Source organism: Parasphingorhabdus litoris DSM 22379 (assembly GCF_020906275.1).
Taxonomy (GTDB): Bacteria; Pseudomonadota; Alphaproteobacteria; order Sphingomonadales; family Sphingomonadaceae; genus Parasphingorhabdus; species Parasphingorhabdus litoris.
Genome location: NZ_CP086727.1, coordinates 347,896 through 368,914 on the forward strand (window position 1 = coordinate 347,896; position 21,019 = coordinate 368,914).

A 21,019-nucleotide genomic window follows, 5' to 3' on the forward strand; every position below is an offset into this window, starting at 1 on the left:
CGCAGAACCAAGCAAAATAAACATCACTACTCATTTAACAGGACTATCACATCGTGACCGATTATCGTGAAGCAGCACAGCAATCCAAAGCATGGCCATTTGAAGAAGCCCGCAAATTGCTCAAACGCTATCGCGGTGAGCGTGGTGCGCCAGCGCCTAAGCCTGGTGGCGAGCCCATGTTGTTCGAAACCGGCTATGGCCCGTCCGGCCTGCCGCATATCGGTACATTTAACGAGGTCTTGCGGACAACCATGGTCCGTCGTGCCTATGAAACATTGACGGGTAACCCGACGCGGCTGATCGCCTTTTCCGACGATATGGACGGCTTTCGCAAAGTACCGACCAATGTCCCGCATCAGGATATGCTGGCCGAACATCTGCACAAGCCATTGACGCAGGTGCCAGACCCGTTCGGGAAATATGAGAGCTTTGCGGCGCATAATAACGCCATGCTGCGCGAGTTTCTCGACCGCTTTGGCTTTGACTATGAGTTCATGTCTTCAACCCAACAATATACGTCCGGCGCCTTTGACGAGACGTTGAAGCTCGTGCTGGCGCGCAATCAGCAGATATTGGATATCATGCTGCCTACGCTCGGCAAGGAACGGCAGGTAACCTATTCGCCGATTCTACCGATCAGCCCGAAAACCGGACATGTCTTGCAAGTCCCGGTCGAGATTGTCGACGCGGAAGCGGGCATTGTCCGCTTTGAAGATGATGGCGAGATGATCGAGCATAATGCGCTGACTGGCGGTGCCAAACTGCAATGGAAAGTCGACTGGGCAATGCGTTGGGTCGCTCTGGGCGTCGACTATGAAATGTATGGCAAGGATTTGACCGACAGCGGCGTGCAGTCCGGCAAGATTGCCAAGGTGCTGGGTGCGCGCAAGCCTGATGGCCTGATCTATGAAATGTTTCTTGATGAAAAAGGCGAGAAGATTTCGAAGTCCAAAGGCAATGGTTTGTCACTGGACGAATGGCTCCGCTATGGTTCCGAGAACAGCCTTGCTTTCTATATCTACCGTGAACCCAAATCAGCCAAGCAGCTGCATATGGGCGTGATTCCCAAAGCCGTGGATGAGTATTTTCAGTTCCGCGCCAATTGGCATGAGCAGACGCCCGACAAGCAGTTGGGCAACGCCGTGCACCATGTCCATGGCGGTGATGTGCCATCGGATACGATACCGGTAACGTTCGGATTGCTGCTGAACTTGGTCGGCGTCATGGGTGATGCAGATCGCGAACAGATATGGGGTTATTTGCGCCAATATGCGCCCGATGCGACGCCGGAAAAATATCCAGATCTGGATGAGCTGATCGGCAATGCGATGGCTTATCACAAGGATTTCATCGCCCCGACCCTATATCGCCGAAAACCAGCTGGCGTGGAAGTTGCGGCGCTGGAACGGCTGGACAGCGAGCTTGCTGCATTGCCTAATGATGCTGCGGCTGAAGATATCCAGACGATTGTTTATACCATCGGCAAAGAGGGCGGTTTCGACAACCTGCGCGACTGGTTCAAGGCGCTGTACGAGACATTGCTGGGCAGCTCCCAAGGACCACGCATGGGCAGCTTCATTGCTCTCTACGGTATTGATAATACGCGCAAACTGATAGCGGAGGCGCTGGCATGAGTAGTGGCATGACGGAATATAATCTGGCACAGATCAACGTGGGCCGTTTCATTCACCATCGTGATGACCCGGCCAATGCCGACTTTATGAATGCTCTGGACGATGTGAATGCGATCGCTGAACAGTCACCGGGTTTTGTCTGGCGACTGGTCGGTGATGGCAATGACGCTACCGATATTGTGCCGGATGAGAGCGATCCGCAGCTTTTGGTCAACATGTCGGTTTGGAGTGATGTCGACGCCTTGGGCGCCTTTGTATATCGTCAGCCTGACCATCTGTCCTTCATGCGTCGCCGCAAGGAATGGTTTGAAAAAATGGACGTTTTCCAGGCGCTCTGGTGGGTACCGGTCGGGCATGAACCCACTGTTGCAGAAGGCATGGCCAAAATCGCGCATCTCGCGGAACATGGTCCGACAGCAGAGGCCTTTACCTTTCGCCAAACATTCCCCGCACCGGACGGAAAGCCGGCTGCACCCGTATTGGATGAATGCGCCTGATGATTGATATCTTCACCACCGGCGGGACGATCGACAAAATCTATTTCGATGCGCTGTCGGAATATCATATCGGACCGACCCCCTTGCCGGATATATTGGCGGAAAATAACGTCTATGTTCCGCACCGCGTGACACAGTTGATGCGCAAGGACAGTCTGGAGCTCACCGACGACGATCGGCAGGCCATATATGACGCTGTGGCAGCCAGCGATGCAGACAAGATTCTTGTCACCCATGGCACGGATACCATGGTGCAAACCGGGAAGTTGTTGGCCGATATAAAGGACAAGACGATCGTGCTAACCGGCGCGATGCAACCGGCAACTTTGCGCAACAGCGATGCCGAGTTTAATGTGGGCTTTGCGTTGGCGGCGACCCAGACCCTAGCGCACGGCGTCTATATTGCGATGAACGGAGAGGTGTTCGATCCGGCGACCGCCAAAAAGGATCGCGACGCGCACCGGTTCATTCGCTCATAGGTTTTTTGGACCAGGGACCATTGGCAAGGGCTTTTGTTGCATAAGGCATGGCGACTAGCATGATTGCAATGGTCACAATCATCACCAGATAAGCGACTGCGCCATAAAGTGTGAGCCCGGGGGCAGTCCATAAGAGCAAAACGTCATTGCCGCCCGGCACCGCGGCCGCGCCGATGCCCATCAGGAAGCCGCCGACCAGATTGGTTGCCGCCAGATTCCAGGTCCCGAATTGGGGATGAAACCGGTTTTTGAGCCAGCTGCTGACAACGGCGCCCGCGAATAGGGCGATGACCGCAAGCTCGACCGTCATACCAACGGAAAGGCCTTGTCCGGCGAGCAGACTGTCGAGAACCGCCGCATAGGACCATTCCGGACGCGTACCGTAAATTAGCGCGGCCGTGATGCCAACGGTAAGCAAGGCGAGCATCGCCATATCGCGCTTGACGATAATCAACCAAAGGCTGACCAGCGACAGAGCAGCAAAACCGACGAGCACACCCTGTTTGGCAATATCCTCCGCGATCGCTGTCCGGCCTTTGGTCACGACCGGTTCAAAAGGATCCAACATATCCACGCGCAGCAAAAGCATGGCGAGCGCCAGACCGACAAAGGTCAGGACATAGCTGAACTTGCCTGCACCGATGTAACCGACCGTGCCGACAAAACAGCCGCGATTGATGAGCGCGCCCACACCCATGATCGCCGCCCCGAAAAATAGCTGCCAGCCAATTTCGATCTCGACCGGGATATGCGCGCGCCCGGAATATTGCAGCAGAAGAAACAGCACCAGTCCCGCCCAGGAGGCAACGATAAGCAGACCGAATAACCAGTCCGTCTTGCCATCATCAATCCAGCGCATTGTGGCTGCGACCGTGCAGGTGGCCGCCCGGACAAGCGCAAAGCCGAGCAGAAAAGCCAAAGGAATGATGAGAAAAGCCGTCACCTAAACGCCGCTCTTTTTGGCGAGATCTTCCGCGACCTCGTCAAGATAACGTGCATCGCTCATAGCGACAGACAAGATCATGGCGCCTTGCAAGGCTGAAATAATGTGGGCGGCATTGAGATTTGTGCTCGGCATCGCTTCCGCCAGAGCCGTTTCTGTCCATGTCATCAACCGCGTGAAATAATTGTTCACCGCCTCCTGCACAGCAGGCGGCAATTGCGGGCTGACGGACCCCAGGACTGCGCACAGACAGCTGCTTTCCCCTTCGGCATAGGCTGCACGATAGGCTCCGACCAGCCGGGCGAGGCGGTTCTTTACCGAATCACTAGCCGCATCCGGAGCGCCCAGACTATCCAGCAAATTTTCCGTGTAGCGTTCGACCACGGCTTTCCCGAGGTCCTCTTTGTGCGGGAAATGATAGTGCACAGACGCGCTTTTCATATCGAGCGCAGCGGCAATGTCGCGAAAGCTAAGTCCCGCAAAACCGCCCTGTCGATAGCCGCGTTCGGCAATATCCAATATCTGATCGCGCTTGCTGATGGTCCCTGCTCCAACTGATGATGTTTACCTATCACAAGATAGGGGTTGATCAAGTATGATTCCAGTGATACCTACCTATCGATAGGTAATTTAACAAGAAAGGCCCTGACTATGAAGATTTATGATTTTGAAGGTTTCCCCAATCCCGCCCGTGTTCGCATTGCGCTGAAAGAAAAGGGCCTGTTTGATCAGGTGGAATTTATCTCTGTCAACGTTCCTGAGGGCGAGCATCGGAAACCTGAATTTCTGGAGAAAAATCCATCAGCGACCATACCGGTGCTGGAGCTGGATGATGGAACGACCATATCGGAGTGTAGTGCGATCACGGAATATATCGATAGCCTGGCTGGTGAGCAGGAATTGACAGGCGAGTCACCAAAAGAGCGTGGCATCATTGCGATGATGCAGCGCCGCGCCGAAGCGGGATTGCTTGATGCGGTGGGAACTTATTTCCATCATGCAACGCCGGGACTGGGTGAAGCGATAGAAACCTATCAATGCGCCGAATGGGGCAATCATCAAAAGGAACGTGCCGTTTCGACCATGCGCTATCTTGACGGAGTCTTGGCTCAGCAACCCTATCTGGCAGGCGATGCATTTTCGGTCGCCGACATTACAGCTTTTGCTGGTCTGAGCTTTGCCGATTTTGCCGGTGTGGAAACGCCTGACGATTGCAAACATCTTGCGCAATGGCGCACAAATGTAGAAGCTCGTCCGAGCATCGCTTGTTGAATGGAGGCTTCGCTATGAGGATCAACGCAGATTTTGACAAACCCGTGATCCTGCGGCCGGAAGATATGACATGGGTGCCTTCTCCGCTGCCTGGCGTCGAGCGCAAGATGCTCGACCGGGTCGGCGGAGAAGTGGCGCGGGCAACGTCGTTGGTCCGCTACGCACCGGGCAGCTATTTTGATCCGCACGTTCATAGTGGTGGTGAGGAGTTCCTGGTCGTCGAGGGCGTGTTCTCCGACGAACAAGGTGACTTCCCGGCTGGCACCTATGTTCGCAATCCGATCGGCACGAAGCACAAGCCGCATAGTCAGGATGGCTGCATCATCCTGGTGAAACTCCACCAGTTTGATCCGGCGGATACGGCTCATTTCTCACTGGATATCAATGCACTGGAATTTGAAGACAGCGGTACGCCGGGTGTTGAGTTCGCGTGGCTCCATCGCTTTGAAGGCGAAGAGGTGAAGATCGTCAGATGGGAACCGGGCAGCAGCTATCCTGAGCATGTCCATGATGGCGGCAGTGAAACCTTGATACTGGAGGGTAGCCTGTCCGACGAGCATGGCGACTATCCCGCTGGCACATGGGATCGCACACCGCCAGGATGGACGCACACGCCTTTCAGCAAAGAGGGCTGTTTGGCCTGGACAAAAACCGGTCATTTGACGCCCGAAAAGCTCGGAAAATTTGCCGCCTAGGTTGCAGCGGGTTGGGTCACCTGTTTCAGGACATCCCGATAGCTGCTGGCAATAGTCATCCGTTTGTCCATGCCTTCTGCCAATAGCAGGGCATGCGCCTTTGGCAGATTATAGCAGGGCACACCCATGAATAGGTGATGCTCACTATGATAGTTCACCCAATAGGGCGCGACCGTCGTGCGTTCCCACAGGTTCGCATAGGTGGTGCGGGCATGGGTGAACGGATCTTCACTGCCAGTGGTCGTGCAGGCATGCTCGGCAATATTACGGATGCGTAAAACCAGCTGAAAGGTTGTGGCGAGTGCGATGATCCAGATCAGGAACGGGATAATGCCCAGCGTAAGCAGGCTGACCATCAGCACAATCAGTTGGATCAGCAGAAAGCGACCAACCGTTTTTGTGGTGCGCACGGCTCCGTCCAAATTTGTGACCGGAGCAGAGACACCAGCAGCGCCGCTCCGATTAAACGCTGTGCCAGCAGACGTATCGCGCTTGCTGTTGCCATCGGCCGAAGGTGATCCCCTCAGCATTGCCTTCAGCCCCAGCCATGCCGCGACCAATTGACCGCCGCGCTGTTTCAGGAATGTCTGCCCGGTCAAATCACGAATGACTTTGCGTTTCATGCTCGCTGGCGTTGTCGGGAAGGGTTTGGACAGCGCAAGATCTGGATCTTCTGGCTGCTGCGTATATTTGTGATGGGTGAGGTGATAGGCGCGGTAGCTATGCAGGTCACTTCCCGTCGCTGCACCAGTCAGCCATTGACCGGCGAAATTATTGATTTTGCGATTGGGATGAAGCAGGCCATGTGCGCCTTCATGCATCAAAATTGACAGACCCAATTGCCGTCCGCCGACGATTGCGATGGCCAATGGCGCAGCAATGATTCCGGCCAGCCAGTGCCATTCCCATAACAGGGCGGTCCCGCCTGCCGCCAATGCGGCCACGAACCATCCATGCAATATCAGCCAGAGCCCCCGGGAAGGCGAAATAGTCGTCAGCCGCGCCCAATCATCGCGGGTAAAAACATCTGTCGGTCGGGCGGCTTTAACGGCTGGCATAGTCGTCATAATAGGCTAATTTCCGCCAAAAATCCAGTTTTTGTAGTCGAGGTGTCAAGCGGCCTATTCCGTAACGGAAAATACATCTGGCTGTCGTGAAGGCGTAACAACCTCCTGTCACTTTTAGCGGCATGGTTCGGGTTAATGATAGATTCGCAGTGCCGCGGAGGGCATCGATTCCGCCTGACATCAGGGCGAATATCCATGTGCTTCTGGTCGCCAAGCATGTTTTTGCGGGTGATGGCCTGCACCATGAGGATGGCAATCACGCAATTTACCATCGCGAAATTCGCGCGATGCTTGAAAATATGGGGGTCCAGCTGTCACTGGCTGATAGCTATGAAGCACTGTTTGATGACCCGGAATGCGATTTCCTATTCCCGCTGCTCAACCGCGGCGGTTTCCTGAACAGCGAGATGCTGCTGCCACTGCTGTGTACGCGCCTGGATGTTCCGTTTCTTGGTGCTTCGCCGATTTTGCGCGGTCTGTCGGACGACAAACATCTGACCAAGCTTGAAGGAAAAGCGCGGGGATTGCCTATGGCACCCTGGGCGATTTATCGCCGCGGTGCTCCGGTTCTTGAGGCTGACTGCCCGATGACGGAACGGATGGTGGTCAAACCAAACGCCTCCTCGGCCAGCTGGGGCGTGCGTGATGCCAGTGACTGGCACGGCATTGCAAAGGCCGTGGCCGACATTCATGACGAGGGTCATGATGCGATTGTCGAGCCTTTTCTCGATGGTCATGATATCGAAGTGCCCATGATGCTGTCGGCTGGTGATCCAGTCCTGTGCCCGATGTTCATGAACCGGCAGGCTGATCCGACGCGGCTGCGGAGCTATGCGGAAAAGCGTGACCTGACCGATCAGGGCGGCGACTATGAGATGATTTTGTTTGATGATCCTGAATGGACCAGTCGCATTGGCCAGTTGACGCGGCAAATGGCGCAAGTGTTTCATCCCTTCGACTATGGCCGATTTGAGTTTCGTATCAATCCGGAGACCGGCGAGATGATTTTCCTCGAGACAAATCTCAACTGCAACCTGTGGTCCCAAAAAACCTTTGGTTGGGTGTCAAGGCAAATGGGCTGGACCCACGCGGAGTTGGTTGAAACGATATTGATCGAGAGTATGTGGCGTCAGGGTGTTCTGCCGGACCGAACCACGCTTGCTGCGTGATGCAAGGTTCCCGCTGACATGACCAAACCGGTTACTGTAAATATGATCATCCTGGCGGCGCAGCGTCCTGGCAAGGTTGATCCTTTGGCCATTGCGCATGAAGTGTCGCATAAATGCCTGATCCCGATCGCAGGCAAGCCGCTTATCGTTCATGTGCTGGAAACGGCATCTCGGCATCCGGCGGTAGGTGCTGTCCGGATCTCGATTGAGCCATCGGCCTTTGCGGAGATGCACCCGCTGGTTGATTATCTGAACGATGCTGGCGGTGGGATAGAATGCACGGCATCAGCTGATAATCTGGCAGATAGTGTTTTGGAAGCAATGACCCAACTGTCTGATGGCCCAACGATTATTACCACTGCGGACAATGCGCTGCTCACCTCTGATGCGATTGATGCAATGATAGCGATATTGACGGGCGATGCCGATGTTGCGCTTGCCATGGCTCCGAAATCCGCAGTGCTAAAAACGCATCCCGATGGTCAGCGCCGCTTTTACAAATTTTCAGATGATCATTATTCCAACTGCAACCTTTATGGTCTGTCCGGGCATGAAGCCCTGAGCGCGGCGGAGATATTTCGGGGCGGCGGACAATTTGCCAAAAAAGCAGGGCGAATTATTGAGAGCTTTGGCCTGATCAACTTGCTGTTGCTGCGTTCCGGCTGGATCAGTTTGCCGAGTGCGATGGCACGAATATCCAAGCGTATCGGGTTAACGATAACGCCGGTGGTGCTGCCGGATGGTCGTAACGCAATTGATGTCGATAATGAACGGTCCTACCGGATAGTTTCCGGTCTACTCGGTCAGACGGCGGACTAGATCTCCACAAGGCCACTTTCTATAGTGCCAATCCGCTGACGCATGGCGGAACGGGTGTCGCCATCGTCTGTCGCACATACCAACGTCCCGCCGCCCGCTGCCATGACCCTTTTTATATTAGGCCACATCGCATCGGGCGATTTGGCCTCTCGCCACATCCCGGCAATCTTCGGGTCCATGCGGCGCTCCCCGCCAAAACGTTCGGGTCGTGCTTTCGCGCCGTCCCAAATTTCCGTGTTGAGTAATCCGGGGCACAAGATTGTCGTTTCGATATCCTTCGCCGCGAGCTCTCCGCGCAAGGCCTCGGCAACCGCCATGGTTCCATGTTTGGTGGCAGCATATAGCGGGAAATCGCCTTCGGGAGCACGCAGCGCTGCTGTCGAAGCGGTAATCCCGACATGGCGTGGATCACCTTTCAGCAAGGGCACAAAGCACTGGGCTGTCCAGACCGCGCCGAGCACATTGACATCATAGGCCCATCGTACCTGATTCGGCTTCCCCTCCAATATCGACGCGCCGACCCCAACGCCGGCATTGATCCATAACATCGCAAGGTCGCCATGATCGCTACCGAAACGCTCGGCTGCCGCAGCAACCGCGTCCCGATCACTTATGTCAAAGCACATAGAAAAGGCGCCGCCGCCAATTTCAAGCGCCACAGCGGCTGCCGCCTCTTCACGGATATCCTGAACGCAAACCGTCATGCCCGCTTCGGCCAGCTTGATCGCCAGCATCTTGCCTATACCATCTCCGGCGCCGGTCACCATGGCAGTGCGACCAGCATAGCGCGACAACTTGCTCATGCGCTTACTCCTGTTGCAGTTCTTCCGCCAATCTTAGCATGAATTCAGCACCGCGGGTGAATTGATCCAGGCTGATATATTCATTGGGCTGATGCGCCTGCTCGATTGATCCGGGTCCGCAAATCACGGTCGGGAAACCGGCTTGCTGGAATTGCCCCGCTTCGGCTGCGTAAGAAACGGCTCCGGCTGGACTGTTATCACCGGTCAGCCTGCGGACAAAGGCTTCGGCATCCTCTGAACCAGAGGAACCAAGCGGCGGCGCATTGGATAATTGCTCCACGCGAACGCCCGTTCCCGGGAAAGTGCCTCGCAGCTGCTCATCAAGAGCTGCCGCTTTCTCTTTGAACGGTTTCAGAATCTCGTCCGGATCAACATCGGGCGGGCAGCGCAAATCAAAGACGAAATGCGCGCGCCGCGCCAGTATATTGGCAGCGGTACCGCCCTCCATCTGACCAATGGTCAGCGTTGCATGCGGGGGCGTGAACGGAGAGTCAGGATCGGCATTTTCCCACAACTCGCGCGAAAGATCGGCAAGGTCATGCATCAATTCAATCGCGACCATGTTGGCGGAGATGCCAAGATGGGTCAGGCTGCTATGCGCTTCATGGCCCAGCACTTCCACCTCATGGACGCAAATACCCTTATGGCCGGTGACGACCTTCATCATGGTCGGTTCGCCAATAACGGCCAATGCAGGCTGGGGTAGGGCAGCGACCATCTTCTCGATCATCGCCGGCGCACCCAGGCAACCGACTTCCTCGTCATAACTGATCGCAAGATGGACCGGACGTTTGCCATCTTTCAGCAACGGGACCGCCGCCAGAGCCAGCGCGATAAAGCCCTTCATGTCACAGGTCCCGCGCCCATGGAGCAGGCCCTCACGCTCGGTCACTACAAAAGGATCGCTCGACCAGTCCTGCCCATCCACCGGAACAACATCGCTGTGACCGGACAAGATGATACCACCTTCGATATTTGGGCCCATGGTTGCAAAGAGATTGGCCTTGGACCCATCGTCATTCGTGACCCGGGTAGCGCTGACCCCATGTTGAGTAAGATAATCCTCAACCCACGCGATCAGTTCCAGATTGCTGTTGCGTGAGGTTGTATCGAAAGAAATTAGCGAATCGAGAATCGCTAAAGATGAACGAAATAGGGGATTTGTCATAAGGTTCACATAAACGTGCGTTATCGGGAATGAAACTTTCTTACAAAAATGCTTTATCTTTCAGCTGCTTTACAGCATGTTACATAGAGGCATTTGGAGTGTGAGGAGAATCTGGGTAAAGCGTGTTCATCTATGGTTAATCAAATCTTTAAGGTTCGTGGGTAAAGCACGCTGAGATAAAAGGTTCTAAATCGGGTATGAGCAGAGTTATTTCAGTTGAAAAGGACTTGGAATTGTTAGCAAATCTGGCGGCGAGATTGCTCTCGACACCAGTGGCGACGATTACATTATATGATTCTGATGGCGAAGATGGACAGGGTACGGCCGGTCCGGTGAGGCACACAACTGTGGCTTGCGATGAGGACTGGGCAGCCCGGAATCCCAATATTGATATCGCACAATTGGGCAGCCCGCGTACTGCAATGACACAGCATCTCGGATTATATGCGTCGGTTCCACTGAGAAACGGTGACGGCTCGACAATCGGCATGGTCGCCTGCGCTGGCGATGAAGCCAGAGACCTCAGCGATCAGGAGCTGGGGACATTGAAACATATTACAGCCATCGCCTCTGCGGTTATTCACGCTTAGACGTTAATATATTCGTTAACTTTTAAAGAGAGCCAATTTGGCCACCTGGTTACGTTCAGGCGTCGATATCAGTCGATTGCAAAGCCGCCTTGCCGCGCGCAGTGATCATCGTGTCAAGAAAACGAGGGCCGGACGCTGCACCTGTCAGGAACGCTTCATAAAGGATCATGCCATTGTCGCTTAACGTTTGGACAGTATCCACGAAAAGCGCTGGATTGCGGCCATTATCCTCTGACTCGATGACATCTGGAGTCATGGTTGAAGCCGATGGCCAGGCTTGGTTGAGCGATCCGAGAACATAGCGTTCTGTCTCGGATAAGTTCGCTTCGGGGGAGTAAGCAGAAGTCATTTTCTATCGCAGACCAGATCAAATTAAGTATGCCCCACTCGCTTTGATTGCGTTAACCTTTATTAAACGAAAAAGTTAAAAAAGTGTTAACAACCGGTTACCACTCCTTCGACTTTTCAGATCATTCAGAGCCGTTTGGACAGGGCGCAAAGCCAGTTCCAAGCTGGTCTTGAACGACATTGGTCCCTTACAGATTTTTGACACCGAGATGATAGTCAAGACGGTTGTACTGCCCTTAACGCCAGACGAATTGAATCATAATTTCGGGGAACTGGGTAATTTCCCCAGCAAGATATGCGCATAATTTCATGAGCTGCTGATTTGACATTGGTTTAAAAAATACATAGATACCTATTAAATAGATAAGTATGGAGGTTCGAATATGGTTTCGCGCAGACAGATTTTAGTGACCGGTGGCGCGTCGTTACTGCTGCTTGGAGGAGGTTTCGGCGCTTATGTCGGAACACGCTCCATCGCCAAGGCACAGCAGCCCTGGAAACAGGCTGCAAAAGGTTTTGGTGATCCACGACTTGATGCGCTGGCCTATGCCATATTGGCTCCCAATCCGCATAATCGTCAGCCATGGCAGGTGCGACTGGAGGGCGATGATGGTTTCATCGTCTATTGCGATCTGGACAAACGCCTGCCGCATACCGACCCGCCCAATCGTCAGATTACCATTGGGTTTGGCGCTTTTTTGGAATTATTCCGGCAGGCGGCGGCTGAAAAAGGCTATCGCGCTGAAATTTCACCCTTCCCGGAAGGTGAGCCTGAACCGGTGCTCGATAGCCGTCCGATTGCATCGATAAAGTTGGTTCAGGATCCATCGGTTGCACGCGATCCGCTATTCAGCACGATATTGAATAGGCGCAGCACCAAAGAAGCCTTCGCCCCGCGCAGTGTTGATGACGCGATATTTGCCAAACTCCAGTCGATGGCTTTTGCCGGCCAAGCGGAATTGACGCCATCGCTGATCACGACCAGCGATGTCGAGCAAGTTGAAAAGCTGAAAGAGCTGAACTGGAAAGCGTGGTCGGTGGAATATGATGTGGCGCGCACCCAGAAAGAGAGCGTTGACTTGATGCGGATCGGGGCGGCCGAGGTCAATGCGAACCCGGACGGTATTGATATAAGCGGACCGATGATGGAAGCGTTGCGACTGGGCGGTATCGTGTCGCGCGAAGAGCTAGCAACAAAGGGGTCGACTGCTTATGAATCCGGTATCTCCATGTATAAGGAGATGCTGGACAGTACGAGCAGCTTTGGCTGGTTGATCTCGCCGGATAACAGCAGGACAACACAATTGCAGTCAGGCGCCGCCTGGGTAAGAGTTAATCAGGCCGCCACCGCCTTGGGTCTGGCCATGCATCCGGTCAGCCAGATTTTGCAGGAATTTCCCGAAATGGCCGATCTTTATGATCAATATCACGACTATCTGGCAGTAGCCGCACCGGCCAGAGTTCAGGGCTTTTTCCGCCTCGGCTATGCTGCTGCACCAGAGCCATCACCCAGATGGCCGGTGGAAACGCTCCTCCTGAACGTTTAGGGGGAATTATGGCCGATGATATAAAAGCGAAGTCCGCAGGATTGGAAGGTGACCCGATTGAATTTGCGGTGATGACCGAAATCGGCATCATTAATCAGTTAGCCGATAACCTGTTTCAGTCCCATTTGCCCAAGGGCATGACGGTGGCGCAATTTTCGGTGCTCAACCATCTTTTGCGCTTGGACGTGCAGGAAACTATCAGCGAACTGGCCAGCGCGATGCAGGTGGCTCAGCCAACTATGTCATCGACAGTGCGCAAGCTGGAAGACAAGGGCTTGGTTGAACTGATCCATGACCCAAATGATCGCCGGATAAGGCGGGTTGCCGTGACTGCATCTGGCACGCAGTGCAGAAATGACGCGGTGGCAGCACTGGTACCTATCGCTCAAATTTTCAGGCAGAATTTTGCCGAAACCGAATGGGAAGCTTTACTGCCGCCGCTAAACCGTATCCGGGTGTTTCTTGATAAACTGAGGAGTTAAAACAGATTTAGATCACGAACCCACTGCTGCTTCCTTTTCATTTTTTGCTTCAAGAGCCTTAGCTTCAGCTTCTTTCAGCATGGCCAGCGCATTATCCGTAAACTCCGAAACGTGGGGACTATAAGCCAGCGGGCCTAGCGTATGTGCCGCCCAATCATATTTTTTCTGTTCCATGAATTCATTGGCCATCATCCAGCGCAAGCCGTTGTCATAGGGTGCCAATTCCAATGCTCGTGCCAGACCATCGACGGCTATAACCGGCGGATTGATGCCTTGCTCTCGATAGCTACGATAAAACTGGATCAGCGGAATGGGGTGGTCATTTTCTATTTTGTTGAGCTTCACGAATTGGCGGCGCATTTTTTTCCAAGCGGCGGCCTCATTTTCAGCGTCAGGTGCCATCCGCGCGAGCGCATAGCCTTTTTGAATATAGGCATTGGTCTCGTTGGGATTAATCGCCAGAGCCCCTTCTGCCGCGGCGATAGCCTCTGCGTCGTTTCCAGCATCATATTCTGCTTCTGCCAACGCTGCGAGTACTGCGGGATCCGTTGGATGTGCGCCAGCAATCTTCCGCGCGTCCAGTAGTAATTCGGCTGCTTGTTCTTCTGTTACCCCGCGTTTGGACTGGATCAGAACTGGCATCATTGCGGCTTCGCCAGCACGCAATCGACGCATATTGATTGAACCGACATTCAAATATTCAGGCGGTATGCGATAGGTTGTTATCTTGCGTTGGCGCAGATAGCGATTGAGATCGCTATTCAGCTCTTTGAGATCGCCAAAGGCGGCTTTGGCGGCATCGATCTCTTCAGCACCTTTAGCCAGCTGCCTCAAATAGTTGGGCAATTGGCCTTTTCGCTCCTCCGAGAAATGCAGCATATGATAAAGCGCCCAGCTTTGGCCGTAGAAGGAGTCATAGCGTTTCGACTTGTCTGCTGCATAAGCCTTGGTGTCCAATAGGAGCGTAATAGGAACCGTTTTTGCAAGCGCCAGTTCATAAGCGCGCCCTTTAGACGGCAGGCCCAGACTTACGCTTCCATCGCTTCCGAATTTTGCCGTTCCATAAAATTCTGCAAAACCCTCGGAAAGCCAACGTGGATAGGCACGGGCTGCAGATCCAATCAAGAAGTGATGCGCATATTCGTGCAGCAAGATAAGCTCAGATTGCGACATTTCTCTGCGAGAGCTTTTTACCTTTGCGACAATCGCCATAGAGCCGCCCGCACGCGGGATGTAGAAACCGGCAACAAATTTATTTTCGCCGCCGTACAGATCGCGAACGTCGCCGAGATTTTTAACCACATAGATGGTAACCCGATTGGACGGGCTTGGTTTGGTTGCCGGACGATTAAATAGAAATCGCATGGAGTCGTGATAGCGCTCCAGCCTTTCGGCAAAGGTCCTGACATCCTTTTCTTTTTGATTCGAATAGATCAAAAAATGATCGCTGCTCGCTTCGTGCCAGGCGGCTTGAGCTGGCGCCAGCAATGCTAAGGAAAAACAAATTAAACTAAGAAATCGTAACATATAAAACTGCCCCTATACTAGATAATATTGTAATCAGAGTTGATTAACGGAGCAACAAGGACTTTTGTTTGAAGGCTAATTGAGTCGAATTGTTAAGAGTATCAGTGCCCCAGGCCAGACAGCTCTTCGCTCATGAAATCTATGAAGGCGCGCACATGGGGTGCGATCAGCTTGCGAGATGGGAATGTTATGGAAACGGCAACGGACCGCGCATAATAGTCTGGTAAAATCCGTTGAAGAGGGGAGGGATCTGCTGACCGGTCCACCAATATGTCCGGCAGAACCGCGATCATCGTTTCAGACCTCGCTACAGCCATTAGCAGCCATGGATTCATTGCGATTAATCGCGGCTTAAGATCGATTGTGTGATTTTCGCCTGCTTGGTCGGAGAGGATCAGCGATGGCGCGCTGCGCATGCCATGATGGAGAAGCGCCAAGGGCTTGTCGCAAAGCGCGTAGATATCTTCTATCGGTCCCAGACTGCGCAGCGTGTCATCTGAAGCATAAAGGCTCGCTGTTACCATGCCGACATTTTTGGAGATCAGGCTTTCGTCCTGTGAGGGGCCAACGCGCAGGCCGACATCATATCCTTCGGCAATGAAATCCACCGCTCTATCAGATAAGTCGATGCTGAGATTGACCTCGGGATAGGCCAGAAGAAATGATCCGATGGCAGGAGCCAGCAAAGCCTGACCCAAGATTGTCGGAGCAGTAACTTTCAAGTCTCCGGCCACCCTTTCCGATGTGCGTGCCAGAATTGTTTCCACGCTCTCTGCTTCCTCGACCATCCGCTGGGCATGGTCTAGAATCGCAAGAACGGCGTCGGTTGTATTCACTGACCGGCTGCTCCGAGTGAAAAGCTTTACACCTGCTCTTTCCTCCATCTTCTGCAAGCGCCGACTGAAGGATGCTGCAGGCATATGTAATGATGCTGCTGCCGCCTTGAAGTTCAAGTGCCGCTCAAGCGCGATCAGCACCTGGGCGTCGATGATTTCCGCGATGATCATACCGGTTTCAACAATGCTGCGATCTAAATCTGTTCATGGATTTCCCGCCGTCTGAGGGTCAATATTACCCAGTGGATATAGGGCTTTAGTGACCGATAACCAGTGTTGATCAAATCACGAAATGGAGAATATTCAAAATGACTCTTCCAACTTCCGAACTCACCCCCGACAATTGTGCCTTTCTCATGATTGATCATCAAGTCGGCCTGTTTCAGTTTCTCACCTCAATGGAACCGCTGCAGCTCAAGAATAATATTCTTGGCCAAGCGAAGACGGCCAAGGCATTTGATATCCCGGTTATCATGGGAACAAGTTGGCCGCTTGGCCCCAACGGCCCAACGATGCCGGAGCTGGTTGAAGTGTTTCCGGATGTCGATATTATCGATCGACCCTTTGTGAATTTCTGGAATGACGAAACTTCACGGAAAGCGGTAGAGGCGACCGGACGCAAAAAGCTGGTCATTTCTGGTCTTGCAACTGAAGTATGCGCGGCATTCCCTGCGATTTCCGCGCTGCGGGAAGGCTATGAAGTTTATGTTGTCATTGATGCCTGTGCCGATTTCAACAAGGAGATTACCGAGATCACGACGCAGCGCCTTGCTGCCGCGGGAGCGATCGTCACAACTTGGGTGGCCGTTCTTGCTGAACTATGCGCCAACACGCAGGTTAACGGCGCTCATATTGGCACGCTTCTCGCCCACCACATGCCGCAATATTATGCCGCGATGAACAATTTTCTCGCGACCGCCGAGCATGCCGATGAAGTCGCCAATGGGATCGGATTGACGGGTAAACCACCGATTCAATAATGATTACCAGAATCAAAAAGGCGCTCGGCAGCCAGTAAAATGCTGTCGAGCGCCTAAACTTTTTAAGACTGAGGGCTAAGCGAACCCTTAGCTCTGCGTGGCGATCCAGTCGTCAATCTTCTTCTCCAGCACCGTCATCGGCAAGGCACCAGTGTTCAGCACTTGATCATGGAATTCGCGCGGATCAAATTTTTCACCCAGGCTATCCTGCGCCTTTTTCTTCAGCCGCTGGATGGTCAATGCACCGATTTTATAGGCCAATGCCTGAGAAGGGATCGCGATATAGCGCTCGACTTCGGCTGTGGCATCGGTCTCGCCCATGCTGCTGTTATCCAGCATATATTGGATGGCTTGTTCGCGCGTCCATTGCTTGCTGTGCAGACCGGTGTCAACGACAAGCCGCATCGCGCGGAGCATCTCGTCATCGAGGTGGCCGAAACGCTGATAGGGGTCGTCGAACATGCCCATTGGGAAACCCAGTTTTTCGGAATAGAGTGCCCAGCCTTCAACAAAGGCGGTGTTGCCGCCAAAGCGCATGAAATTGGGCAGGTCTTCATTTTCCTGTGCCAAGGAGATTTGGAAATGATGACCTGGTGCGCCTTCATGCAGATAAAGCGTCGTCATGCCGGACGTATTGCGTGATGGCAGGTCATAGGCGTTGAAATAGAAGACGCCTGGTCGCGAACCGTCAGGGGTTCCGCTCTGGTAAGAGCCGCCAGCCTGAAATTTTTCAATCGATTCATCATAGGGACGAATTTCCAGAGGTGACTTTGGCAAAACCTTGAACTGAGTCGCAATAACTTTGTCGACTTCTTTGCCGAGGTCATAATAGCCCTGTGTCAGCGCCTCACGGGATTCCGGATGGAATTTGGGGTCTGTGCGCAAATGGGTGAAGAATTCGGACAACGTGCCCTTGAAGCCCACTTCATCCTTAATCGCTTCCATCTCGGTTTTGATCCGGGCGACTTCGCTGACGCCAAGCTTGTGTATATAGTCAGCTTCCAGCGGCAAGGTTGTCGTGCCCTCGATGAGATGCTTGTACATCACATCGCCGCCCTTCATGTAGGACAAGCCAACGCCTTCGCGGGCTACGGGCAGATATTCGTTTTTCAGGAAGTCATGCATCGTTTGATAGGAGGCGAAAATCTTTTTCGTCATCGCTTCATATTCTGCGGTGAGACGAGTTTTGTCTGCTTCACTAAAGTCTTCAGGGAAAGCTTTGGTGGGCGCCATGAACGGGCTACCATCAAGGCCCAACCCGATTTGGGTGGCAAGCTGTTCGATCACATTGCCGACGGTCAGCTTGGTTTCAACCACGCCGCTGTCCATGCCCTGACGGAACCGGCCCACCGAACGGTCAATCAGTGTGATAAACTCTCCATGACGTTTCAGATTATCTTCGTAATTTTTGACCGTCTTAAACGGAGCTGCGCCTTTGCCGGACGCAAAGGTTGGGTAAAAGGTGTGAAAGCCGCTAAAGTGATTGAGCGGGCGCACAACGCTGAGGTCCATAATCTCTTTGGACATGCCCTTGATCGACTGTTTCTTGTCCCGCATGAACACATCATAGGCAATCTTGTCGGTCACGCTGAGTTTGGTGCGATCAATGGCCATTAATGCGGCCAGCTCGCTTTCTTCAGCAGCCAGTTCAGTGGCGAAATACTCATCGCTAATATAGTCACCCAGACGGTCGGCATAGCGCTCGTCACCGCGGAATAGCGCGCCAATCGGATTGCGTTTCAAACTGTCTTCATCGCTTTTTGCGAACAGGGCCTTGAGCTTCTCGCCCTCATTTTCGGGTGCCTTCTCGGTTCCTTCTTGGACAGACGCCGCGTTGGTTGCAAACAGGCTATGGGCATTTGCGACCGAAGCCGTGGTCAGCAAGCTGGCGCCAGCGAGCAAGGTAAGAGTCTTGTTGATCATGATGTTTCCCTAGTTTTAAAAGCTGTTATGCATGGCTAACACGCCTTGGTTTCACCTGCAACGATTGCCAATGTCGTTCGTCGAAGGGCATGTGTCGTTGGTCAGTGATGAGACGTCGCTTGTTGTCCAGCGGCGTCAAAGCAATGCCTATTCCACTACTTTATTGGAACGATCGTCCATGCCAGCGATTGAGGCGGAACCATTTGGTGATGATATATTTGGTGCCTTTGACAACGGGTGTTCCGGCATGCAGCGTGTTGAGATTGGGCCGGCCATCCGGCCCCATATTGTTCCACATCAGCAGCATGCCTTTACGCGGTTCCACTTGATATTGGAGCTGCGGGAAAGCCGTTGCGCCGCCTTCTTCTGGTTCGTTGAGATAGACCATGGCCGTCCAGCTGCGCTGTCCGCCATTGGTTTCCTCTTTCTTCCAATATTCTTCGGTCTCGTGAAAATAGTCATGATGGTTTTTAAACTGCTGACCCACTAGATAGCGCTGGCCCTGCAGCACTTCGCTGTGATCATTGTCCAATCCCATAAGATCACAAATGGACTTTTCGATCCGCTGGATATCCGGATCGTCAATCTTGACGTTGCAGCTATAGCTGGTTCGAAAGCCTTCCGTCTTGATCGTTTCATAAAGGTCCGATGGTGTCGAGTCGGCCTCAATCATGTCTATCAACAAGGCGCAATCGGCATCGGACAGGAAATTCTGATGCACAAAAAGCTGTGCATGCGGGCTTTCCAGCCATTGTACCTGGGGATGGGCATTTAACTTGTCCGTAACCCGCTGGCTCAGCTCAACCATGCGTTTGGGGCTGTTATATTTGGTTGCCTTTGTTTTGAGGATTGGCTTTGTCATGATATCTGTCAGTCAATAATTCGTCCGCGCACCATGACCCAGTCAATGTCTTCGAGCACGGTCACATCCTCCAGCGGATTACCATCAAAAGCGATCAGATCCGCCGAATAGCCATCGGCAATACGACCGATTTGTCCTTCCATACCCAGCACTTCGGCAGCCAGGGTAGTTGCACTTATAACCGCTTCCCGCGGGGTCAGGCCATGGCGTACCATCAGCGCAAATTCTTCTGCATTGCGGCCATGGTCAAACACGCCGGCATCGGTGCCGAATGCAACCGGCACACCCATTTCTTTTGCCATGGCCACGGCCTTGCCAACACGGCCTAGCGTCTCGCGGATTTTATTCTCCACGATTGGTGTATAAACGCCCTTGCCGAGGCCTTCGCTGACGCCCTGAAAGGCCATTAATGTGGGGACGAGCGCAGTGCCATTGGCCTTCATCGCCTTGAGTGCTGGTTCATCGGCAAAAGTGCCATGGTCAATCGTGTCAATGCCAGCGCGTGCCGCTGCTTCAATACCGCGTGCGCCATGGGCATGGGCCATGACTTTCAATCCCAGCGAATGGGCGGTGTCCGCAATGGCTTCCATTTCTGAGTTAGTAAAATGCGCTTCGAGGCCCCGGCCCTGTTGGGACAATACCCCGCCGGTCGCGGTAATCTTGATGATATCAGAGCCTGCGCGGGAGGCTTTGCGGACCTTCTCCGCACATTCGACGGCGCCGGTGCAGCTATAGCCGCTTGCCAATGTATCATTAATCTCTTCTGTGAAGCCGGTTGTATCTCCATGGCCGCCAACAATCGCCAGCGCGGGACCGGCAGCAATGATGCGTGGTCCGGGAATGAGGCCCTGTGCCGTTCCCTTGCGCAGCGAGAAAGCGGAATATTGTGAAGAGCCCGCCTCGCGCACAGTGGTAAAGCCGGCCTTTGCAGTCAGCAGCGCGTTTTTGGCACCAACAACGACACCCCATTCGGTCGGTTCGGTGGCCCGTTTCCAAAAATCACCGCCGGGGTCACCAGTCAGGTGCACGTGCAGATCGATCATGCCGGGCATCACCGTCTTGTTGGACATATCGATTATAGTGACATGTTCTTCAGGTGCAGATGGCGCGGTGTTACCGTCACTTACATCAATAATCTTCCCGCCAACGACGGTGATGGTCGCTGGGCCCGAAGCACCCTTGCCCGGATCAGCGATCAAATTTCCGACTTTGATGATGGTAACCGGATCCATGGCTTGCTCGTCTGCAGCCAAAACCGGAGCGGCAATGCACAGTGCCATAGTCGCAATCAAATGCCGGATCATATCTCGATCGTCCCCTATATTATTTAGCCCTGTGTGCGACGAGCGGCGGGCGGTTTCAAGGGAAATATAAGACA

Annotated in this window: 22 protein-coding genes; 11 read left to right on the top strand and 11 right to left on the bottom strand. The window is 53.5% G+C overall.

Features of this window, described 5'->3' with window-relative positions:
- Window positions 1-53: 53 nt before the first annotated feature.
- Genes BS29_RS01760 through BS29_RS01770 form a run of 3 tightly spaced genes read left to right on the top strand, consistent with a single transcriptional unit; the run spans window position 54 to window position 2,610 of the window.
- Entirely contained in the window at window positions 54-1,634 is a 1,581-nt protein-coding gene (locus tag BS29_RS01760; RefSeq protein WP_229955423.1) for a lysine--tRNA ligase, read from the top strand.
- Window positions 1,631-2,131 carry a DUF3291 domain-containing protein gene (locus tag BS29_RS01765; protein WP_229955425.1) on the top strand — a complete coding sequence of 167 codons (501 nt, stop codon included), beginning with the start codon at window positions 1,631-1,633 and terminating at the stop codon, window positions 2,129-2,131. Before BS29_RS01760 ends, BS29_RS01765 begins: the two co-directional genes overlap by 4 nt.
- Complete coding sequence (locus BS29_RS01770; protein ID WP_229955427.1) at window positions 2,131-2,610, top strand: asparaginase domain-containing protein; 480 nt, start codon at window positions 2,131-2,133, stop codon at window positions 2,608-2,610. Before BS29_RS01765 ends, BS29_RS01770 begins: the two co-directional genes overlap by 1 nt.
- Here BS29_RS01770 and BS29_RS01775 read toward each other — a convergent pair.
- On the bottom strand, window positions 2,597-3,553 hold the full coding sequence (locus BS29_RS01775) for a YeeE/YedE thiosulfate transporter family protein (RefSeq protein ID WP_229955430.1): 957 nt from the start codon (window positions 3,551-3,553) through the stop codon (window positions 2,597-2,599). The genes BS29_RS01770 and BS29_RS01775 overlap by 14 nt on opposite strands.
- On the bottom strand, window positions 3,554-4,072 hold the full coding sequence (locus BS29_RS01780) for a TetR/AcrR family transcriptional regulator (protein ID WP_229955432.1): 519 nt from the start codon (window positions 4,070-4,072) through the stop codon (window positions 3,554-3,556).
- A gap of 132 nt (window positions 4,073-4,204) precedes the next feature.
- On the opposite strand from BS29_RS01780, the gene BS29_RS01785 reads away from it, so the two are divergent.
- Both BS29_RS01785 and BS29_RS01790 read left to right on the top strand, forming a co-directional pair.
- Window positions 4,205-4,825: a glutathione S-transferase family protein gene (locus tag BS29_RS01785; RefSeq protein ID WP_229955434.1), complete on the top strand. Its 621-nt coding sequence runs from the start codon at window positions 4,205-4,207 to the stop codon at window positions 4,823-4,825.
- A gap of 14 nt (window positions 4,826-4,839) precedes the next feature.
- A complete protein-coding gene (locus tag BS29_RS01790) occupies window positions 4,840-5,520 on the top strand; it encodes a cupin domain-containing protein (RefSeq protein ID WP_229955436.1) in 681 nt (226 codons plus the stop codon).
- On the opposite strand, the gene BS29_RS01795 is transcribed toward BS29_RS01790, so the two are convergent.
- Complete coding sequence (locus BS29_RS01795; RefSeq protein ID WP_229955438.1) at window positions 5,517-6,587, bottom strand: fatty acid desaturase family protein; 1,071 nt, start codon at window positions 6,585-6,587, stop codon at window positions 5,517-5,519. The genes BS29_RS01790 and BS29_RS01795 overlap by 4 nt on opposite strands.
- A gap of 149 nt (window positions 6,588-6,736) precedes the next feature.
- On the opposite strand from BS29_RS01795, the gene BS29_RS01800 reads away from it, so the two are divergent.
- Window positions 6,737-7,756 carry a D-alanine--D-alanine ligase family protein gene (locus BS29_RS01800; protein WP_229955439.1) on the top strand — a complete coding sequence of 340 codons (1,020 nt, stop codon included), beginning with the start codon at window positions 6,737-6,739 and terminating at the stop codon, window positions 7,754-7,756.
- Window positions 7,757-7,774: 18 nt separating this feature from the next.
- Window positions 7,775-8,575, top strand: coding sequence for an NTP transferase domain-containing protein (locus BS29_RS01805; protein ID WP_229955442.1), 801 nt, complete (start codon window positions 7,775-7,777; stop codon window positions 8,573-8,575).
- On the opposite strand, the gene BS29_RS01810 is transcribed toward BS29_RS01805, so the two are convergent.
- Entirely contained in the window at window positions 8,572-9,378 is an 807-nt protein-coding gene (locus tag BS29_RS01810) for an SDR family oxidoreductase (protein ID WP_229955445.1), read from the bottom strand. The two genes, BS29_RS01805 and BS29_RS01810, sit on opposite strands and share 4 nt — an antisense overlap.
- A gap of 4 nt (window positions 9,379-9,382) precedes the next feature.
- The gene (gene argE / locus BS29_RS01815) at window positions 9,383-10,546 is read right to left on the bottom strand and encodes an acetylornithine deacetylase (protein ID WP_229955448.1); all 1,164 of its coding nucleotides are present in this window, start codon (window positions 10,544-10,546) and stop codon (window positions 9,383-9,385) included.
- 233 nt (window positions 10,547-10,779) lie between these two features.
- Between argE and BS29_RS01820 the strand changes: the two genes are divergently transcribed.
- Window positions 10,780-11,136 carry a hypothetical protein gene (locus tag BS29_RS01820; RefSeq protein ID WP_229955450.1) on the top strand — a complete coding sequence of 119 codons (357 nt, stop codon included), beginning with the start codon at window positions 10,780-10,782 and terminating at the stop codon, window positions 11,134-11,136.
- A gap of 55 nt (window positions 11,137-11,191) precedes the next feature.
- Here BS29_RS01820 and BS29_RS01825 read toward each other — a convergent pair whose 3' ends face one another.
- Window positions 11,192-11,485, bottom strand: a complete 294-nt coding sequence (locus tag BS29_RS01825; protein ID WP_229955452.1) for a hypothetical protein — start codon at window positions 11,483-11,485, stop codon at window positions 11,192-11,194.
- 382 nt (window positions 11,486-11,867) lie between these two features.
- Between BS29_RS01825 and BS29_RS01830 the strand changes: the two genes are divergently transcribed.
- On the top strand, window positions 11,868-13,031 hold the full coding sequence (locus BS29_RS01830; RefSeq protein ID WP_229955454.1) for an Acg family FMN-binding oxidoreductase: 1,164 nt from the start codon (window positions 11,868-11,870) through the stop codon (window positions 13,029-13,031).
- Between the two features lie 8 nt (window positions 13,032-13,039).
- Window positions 13,040-13,513, top strand: a complete 474-nt coding sequence (locus tag BS29_RS01835) for a MarR family winged helix-turn-helix transcriptional regulator (RefSeq protein WP_229955460.1) — start codon at window positions 13,040-13,042, stop codon at window positions 13,511-13,513.
- A gap of 12 nt (window positions 13,514-13,525) precedes the next feature.
- Here BS29_RS01835 and BS29_RS01840 read toward each other — a convergent pair whose 3' ends face one another.
- The gene (locus BS29_RS01840; protein WP_229955462.1) at window positions 13,526-14,878 is read right to left on the bottom strand and encodes a hypothetical protein; all 1,353 of its coding nucleotides are present in this window, start codon (window positions 14,876-14,878) and stop codon (window positions 13,526-13,528) included.
- Between the two features lie 263 nt (window positions 14,879-15,141).
- Window positions 15,142-16,047, bottom strand: a complete 906-nt coding sequence (locus BS29_RS01845) for a LysR family transcriptional regulator (protein WP_229955464.1) — start codon at window positions 16,045-16,047, stop codon at window positions 15,142-15,144.
- A 137-nt stretch (window positions 16,048-16,184) separates the two neighbouring features.
- Between BS29_RS01845 and BS29_RS01850 the strand changes: the two genes are divergently transcribed.
- The gene (locus tag BS29_RS01850; protein WP_229955466.1) at window positions 16,185-16,856 is read left to right on the top strand and encodes a hydrolase; all 672 of its coding nucleotides are present in this window, start codon (window positions 16,185-16,187) and stop codon (window positions 16,854-16,856) included.
- An 87-nt stretch (window positions 16,857-16,943) separates the two neighbouring features.
- On the opposite strand, the gene BS29_RS01855 is transcribed toward BS29_RS01850, so the two are convergent.
- The 3 genes from BS29_RS01855 to BS29_RS01865 form a co-directional block, all read right to left on the bottom strand.
- Window positions 16,944-18,779: a DUF885 domain-containing protein gene (locus BS29_RS01855; protein WP_229955468.1), complete on the bottom strand. Its 1,836-nt coding sequence runs from the start codon at window positions 18,777-18,779 to the stop codon at window positions 16,944-16,946.
- A gap of 160 nt (window positions 18,780-18,939) precedes the next feature.
- On the bottom strand, window positions 18,940-19,641 hold the full coding sequence (locus BS29_RS01860; protein ID WP_229955470.1) for a prolyl hydroxylase family protein: 702 nt from the start codon (window positions 19,639-19,641) through the stop codon (window positions 18,940-18,942).
- An 8-nt stretch (window positions 19,642-19,649) separates the two neighbouring features.
- Window positions 19,650-20,945 carry a metal-dependent hydrolase family protein gene (locus tag BS29_RS01865; protein WP_326838488.1) on the bottom strand — a complete coding sequence of 432 codons (1,296 nt, stop codon included), beginning with the start codon at window positions 20,943-20,945 and terminating at the stop codon, window positions 19,650-19,652.
- Between the last annotated feature and the right edge of the window lie 74 nt (window positions 20,946-21,019).

Excerpts from the sequence above, each read along its gene's own strand:
- BS29_RS01765 (WP_229955425.1), top strand. The coding sequence starts at position 1,631 with ATGAGTAGTGGCATGACGGAATATAATCTGGCACAGATCAACGTGGGC.
- BS29_RS01770 (WP_229955427.1), top strand. The coding sequence starts at position 2,131 with ATGATTGATATCTTCACCACCGGCGGGACGATCGACAAAATCTATTTC.
- BS29_RS01785 (WP_229955434.1), top strand. The coding sequence starts at position 4,205 with ATGAAGATTTATGATTTTGAAGGTTTCCCCAATCCCGCCCGTGTTCGC.
- BS29_RS01790 (WP_229955436.1), top strand. The coding sequence starts at position 4,840 with ATGAGGATCAACGCAGATTTTGACAAACCCGTGATCCTGCGGCCGGAA.
- BS29_RS01795 (WP_229955438.1), bottom strand. The coding sequence starts at position 6,587 with ATGACGACTATGCCAGCCGTTAAAGCCGCCCGACCGACAGATGTTTTT.
- BS29_RS01805 (WP_229955442.1), top strand. The coding sequence starts at position 7,775 with ATGACCAAACCGGTTACTGTAAATATGATCATCCTGGCGGCGCAGCGT.
- BS29_RS01810 (WP_229955445.1), bottom strand. The coding sequence starts at position 9,378 with ATGAGCAAGTTGTCGCGCTATGCTGGTCGCACTGCCATGGTGACCGGC.
- argE (WP_229955448.1), bottom strand. The coding sequence starts at position 10,546 with ATGACAAATCCCCTATTTCGTTCATCTTTAGCGATTCTCGATTCGCTA.
- BS29_RS01825 (WP_229955452.1), bottom strand. The coding sequence starts at position 11,485 with ATGACTTCTGCTTACTCCCCCGAAGCGAACTTATCCGAGACAGAACGC.
- BS29_RS01830 (WP_229955454.1), top strand. The coding sequence starts at position 11,868 with ATGGTTTCGCGCAGACAGATTTTAGTGACCGGTGGCGCGTCGTTACTG.
- BS29_RS01835 (WP_229955460.1), top strand. The coding sequence starts at position 13,040 with ATGGCCGATGATATAAAAGCGAAGTCCGCAGGATTGGAAGGTGACCCG.
- BS29_RS01840 (WP_229955462.1), bottom strand. The coding sequence starts at position 14,878 with ATGCGATTTCTATTTAATCGTCCGGCAACCAAACCAAGCCCGTCCAAT.
- BS29_RS01845 (WP_229955464.1), bottom strand. The coding sequence starts at position 16,047 with ATGATCATCGCGGAAATCATCGACGCCCAGGTGCTGATCGCGCTTGAG.
- BS29_RS01850 (WP_229955466.1), top strand. The coding sequence starts at position 16,185 with ATGACTCTTCCAACTTCCGAACTCACCCCCGACAATTGTGCCTTTCTC.
- BS29_RS01855 (WP_229955468.1), bottom strand. The coding sequence starts at position 18,779 with ATGATCAACAAGACTCTTACCTTGCTCGCTGGCGCCAGCTTGCTGACC.
- BS29_RS01860 (WP_229955470.1), bottom strand. The coding sequence starts at position 19,641 with ATGACAAAGCCAATCCTCAAAACAAAGGCAACCAAATATAACAGCCCC.
- BS29_RS01865 (WP_326838488.1), bottom strand. The coding sequence starts at position 20,945 with ATGATCCGGCATTTGATTGCGACTATGGCACTGTGCATTGCCGCTCCG.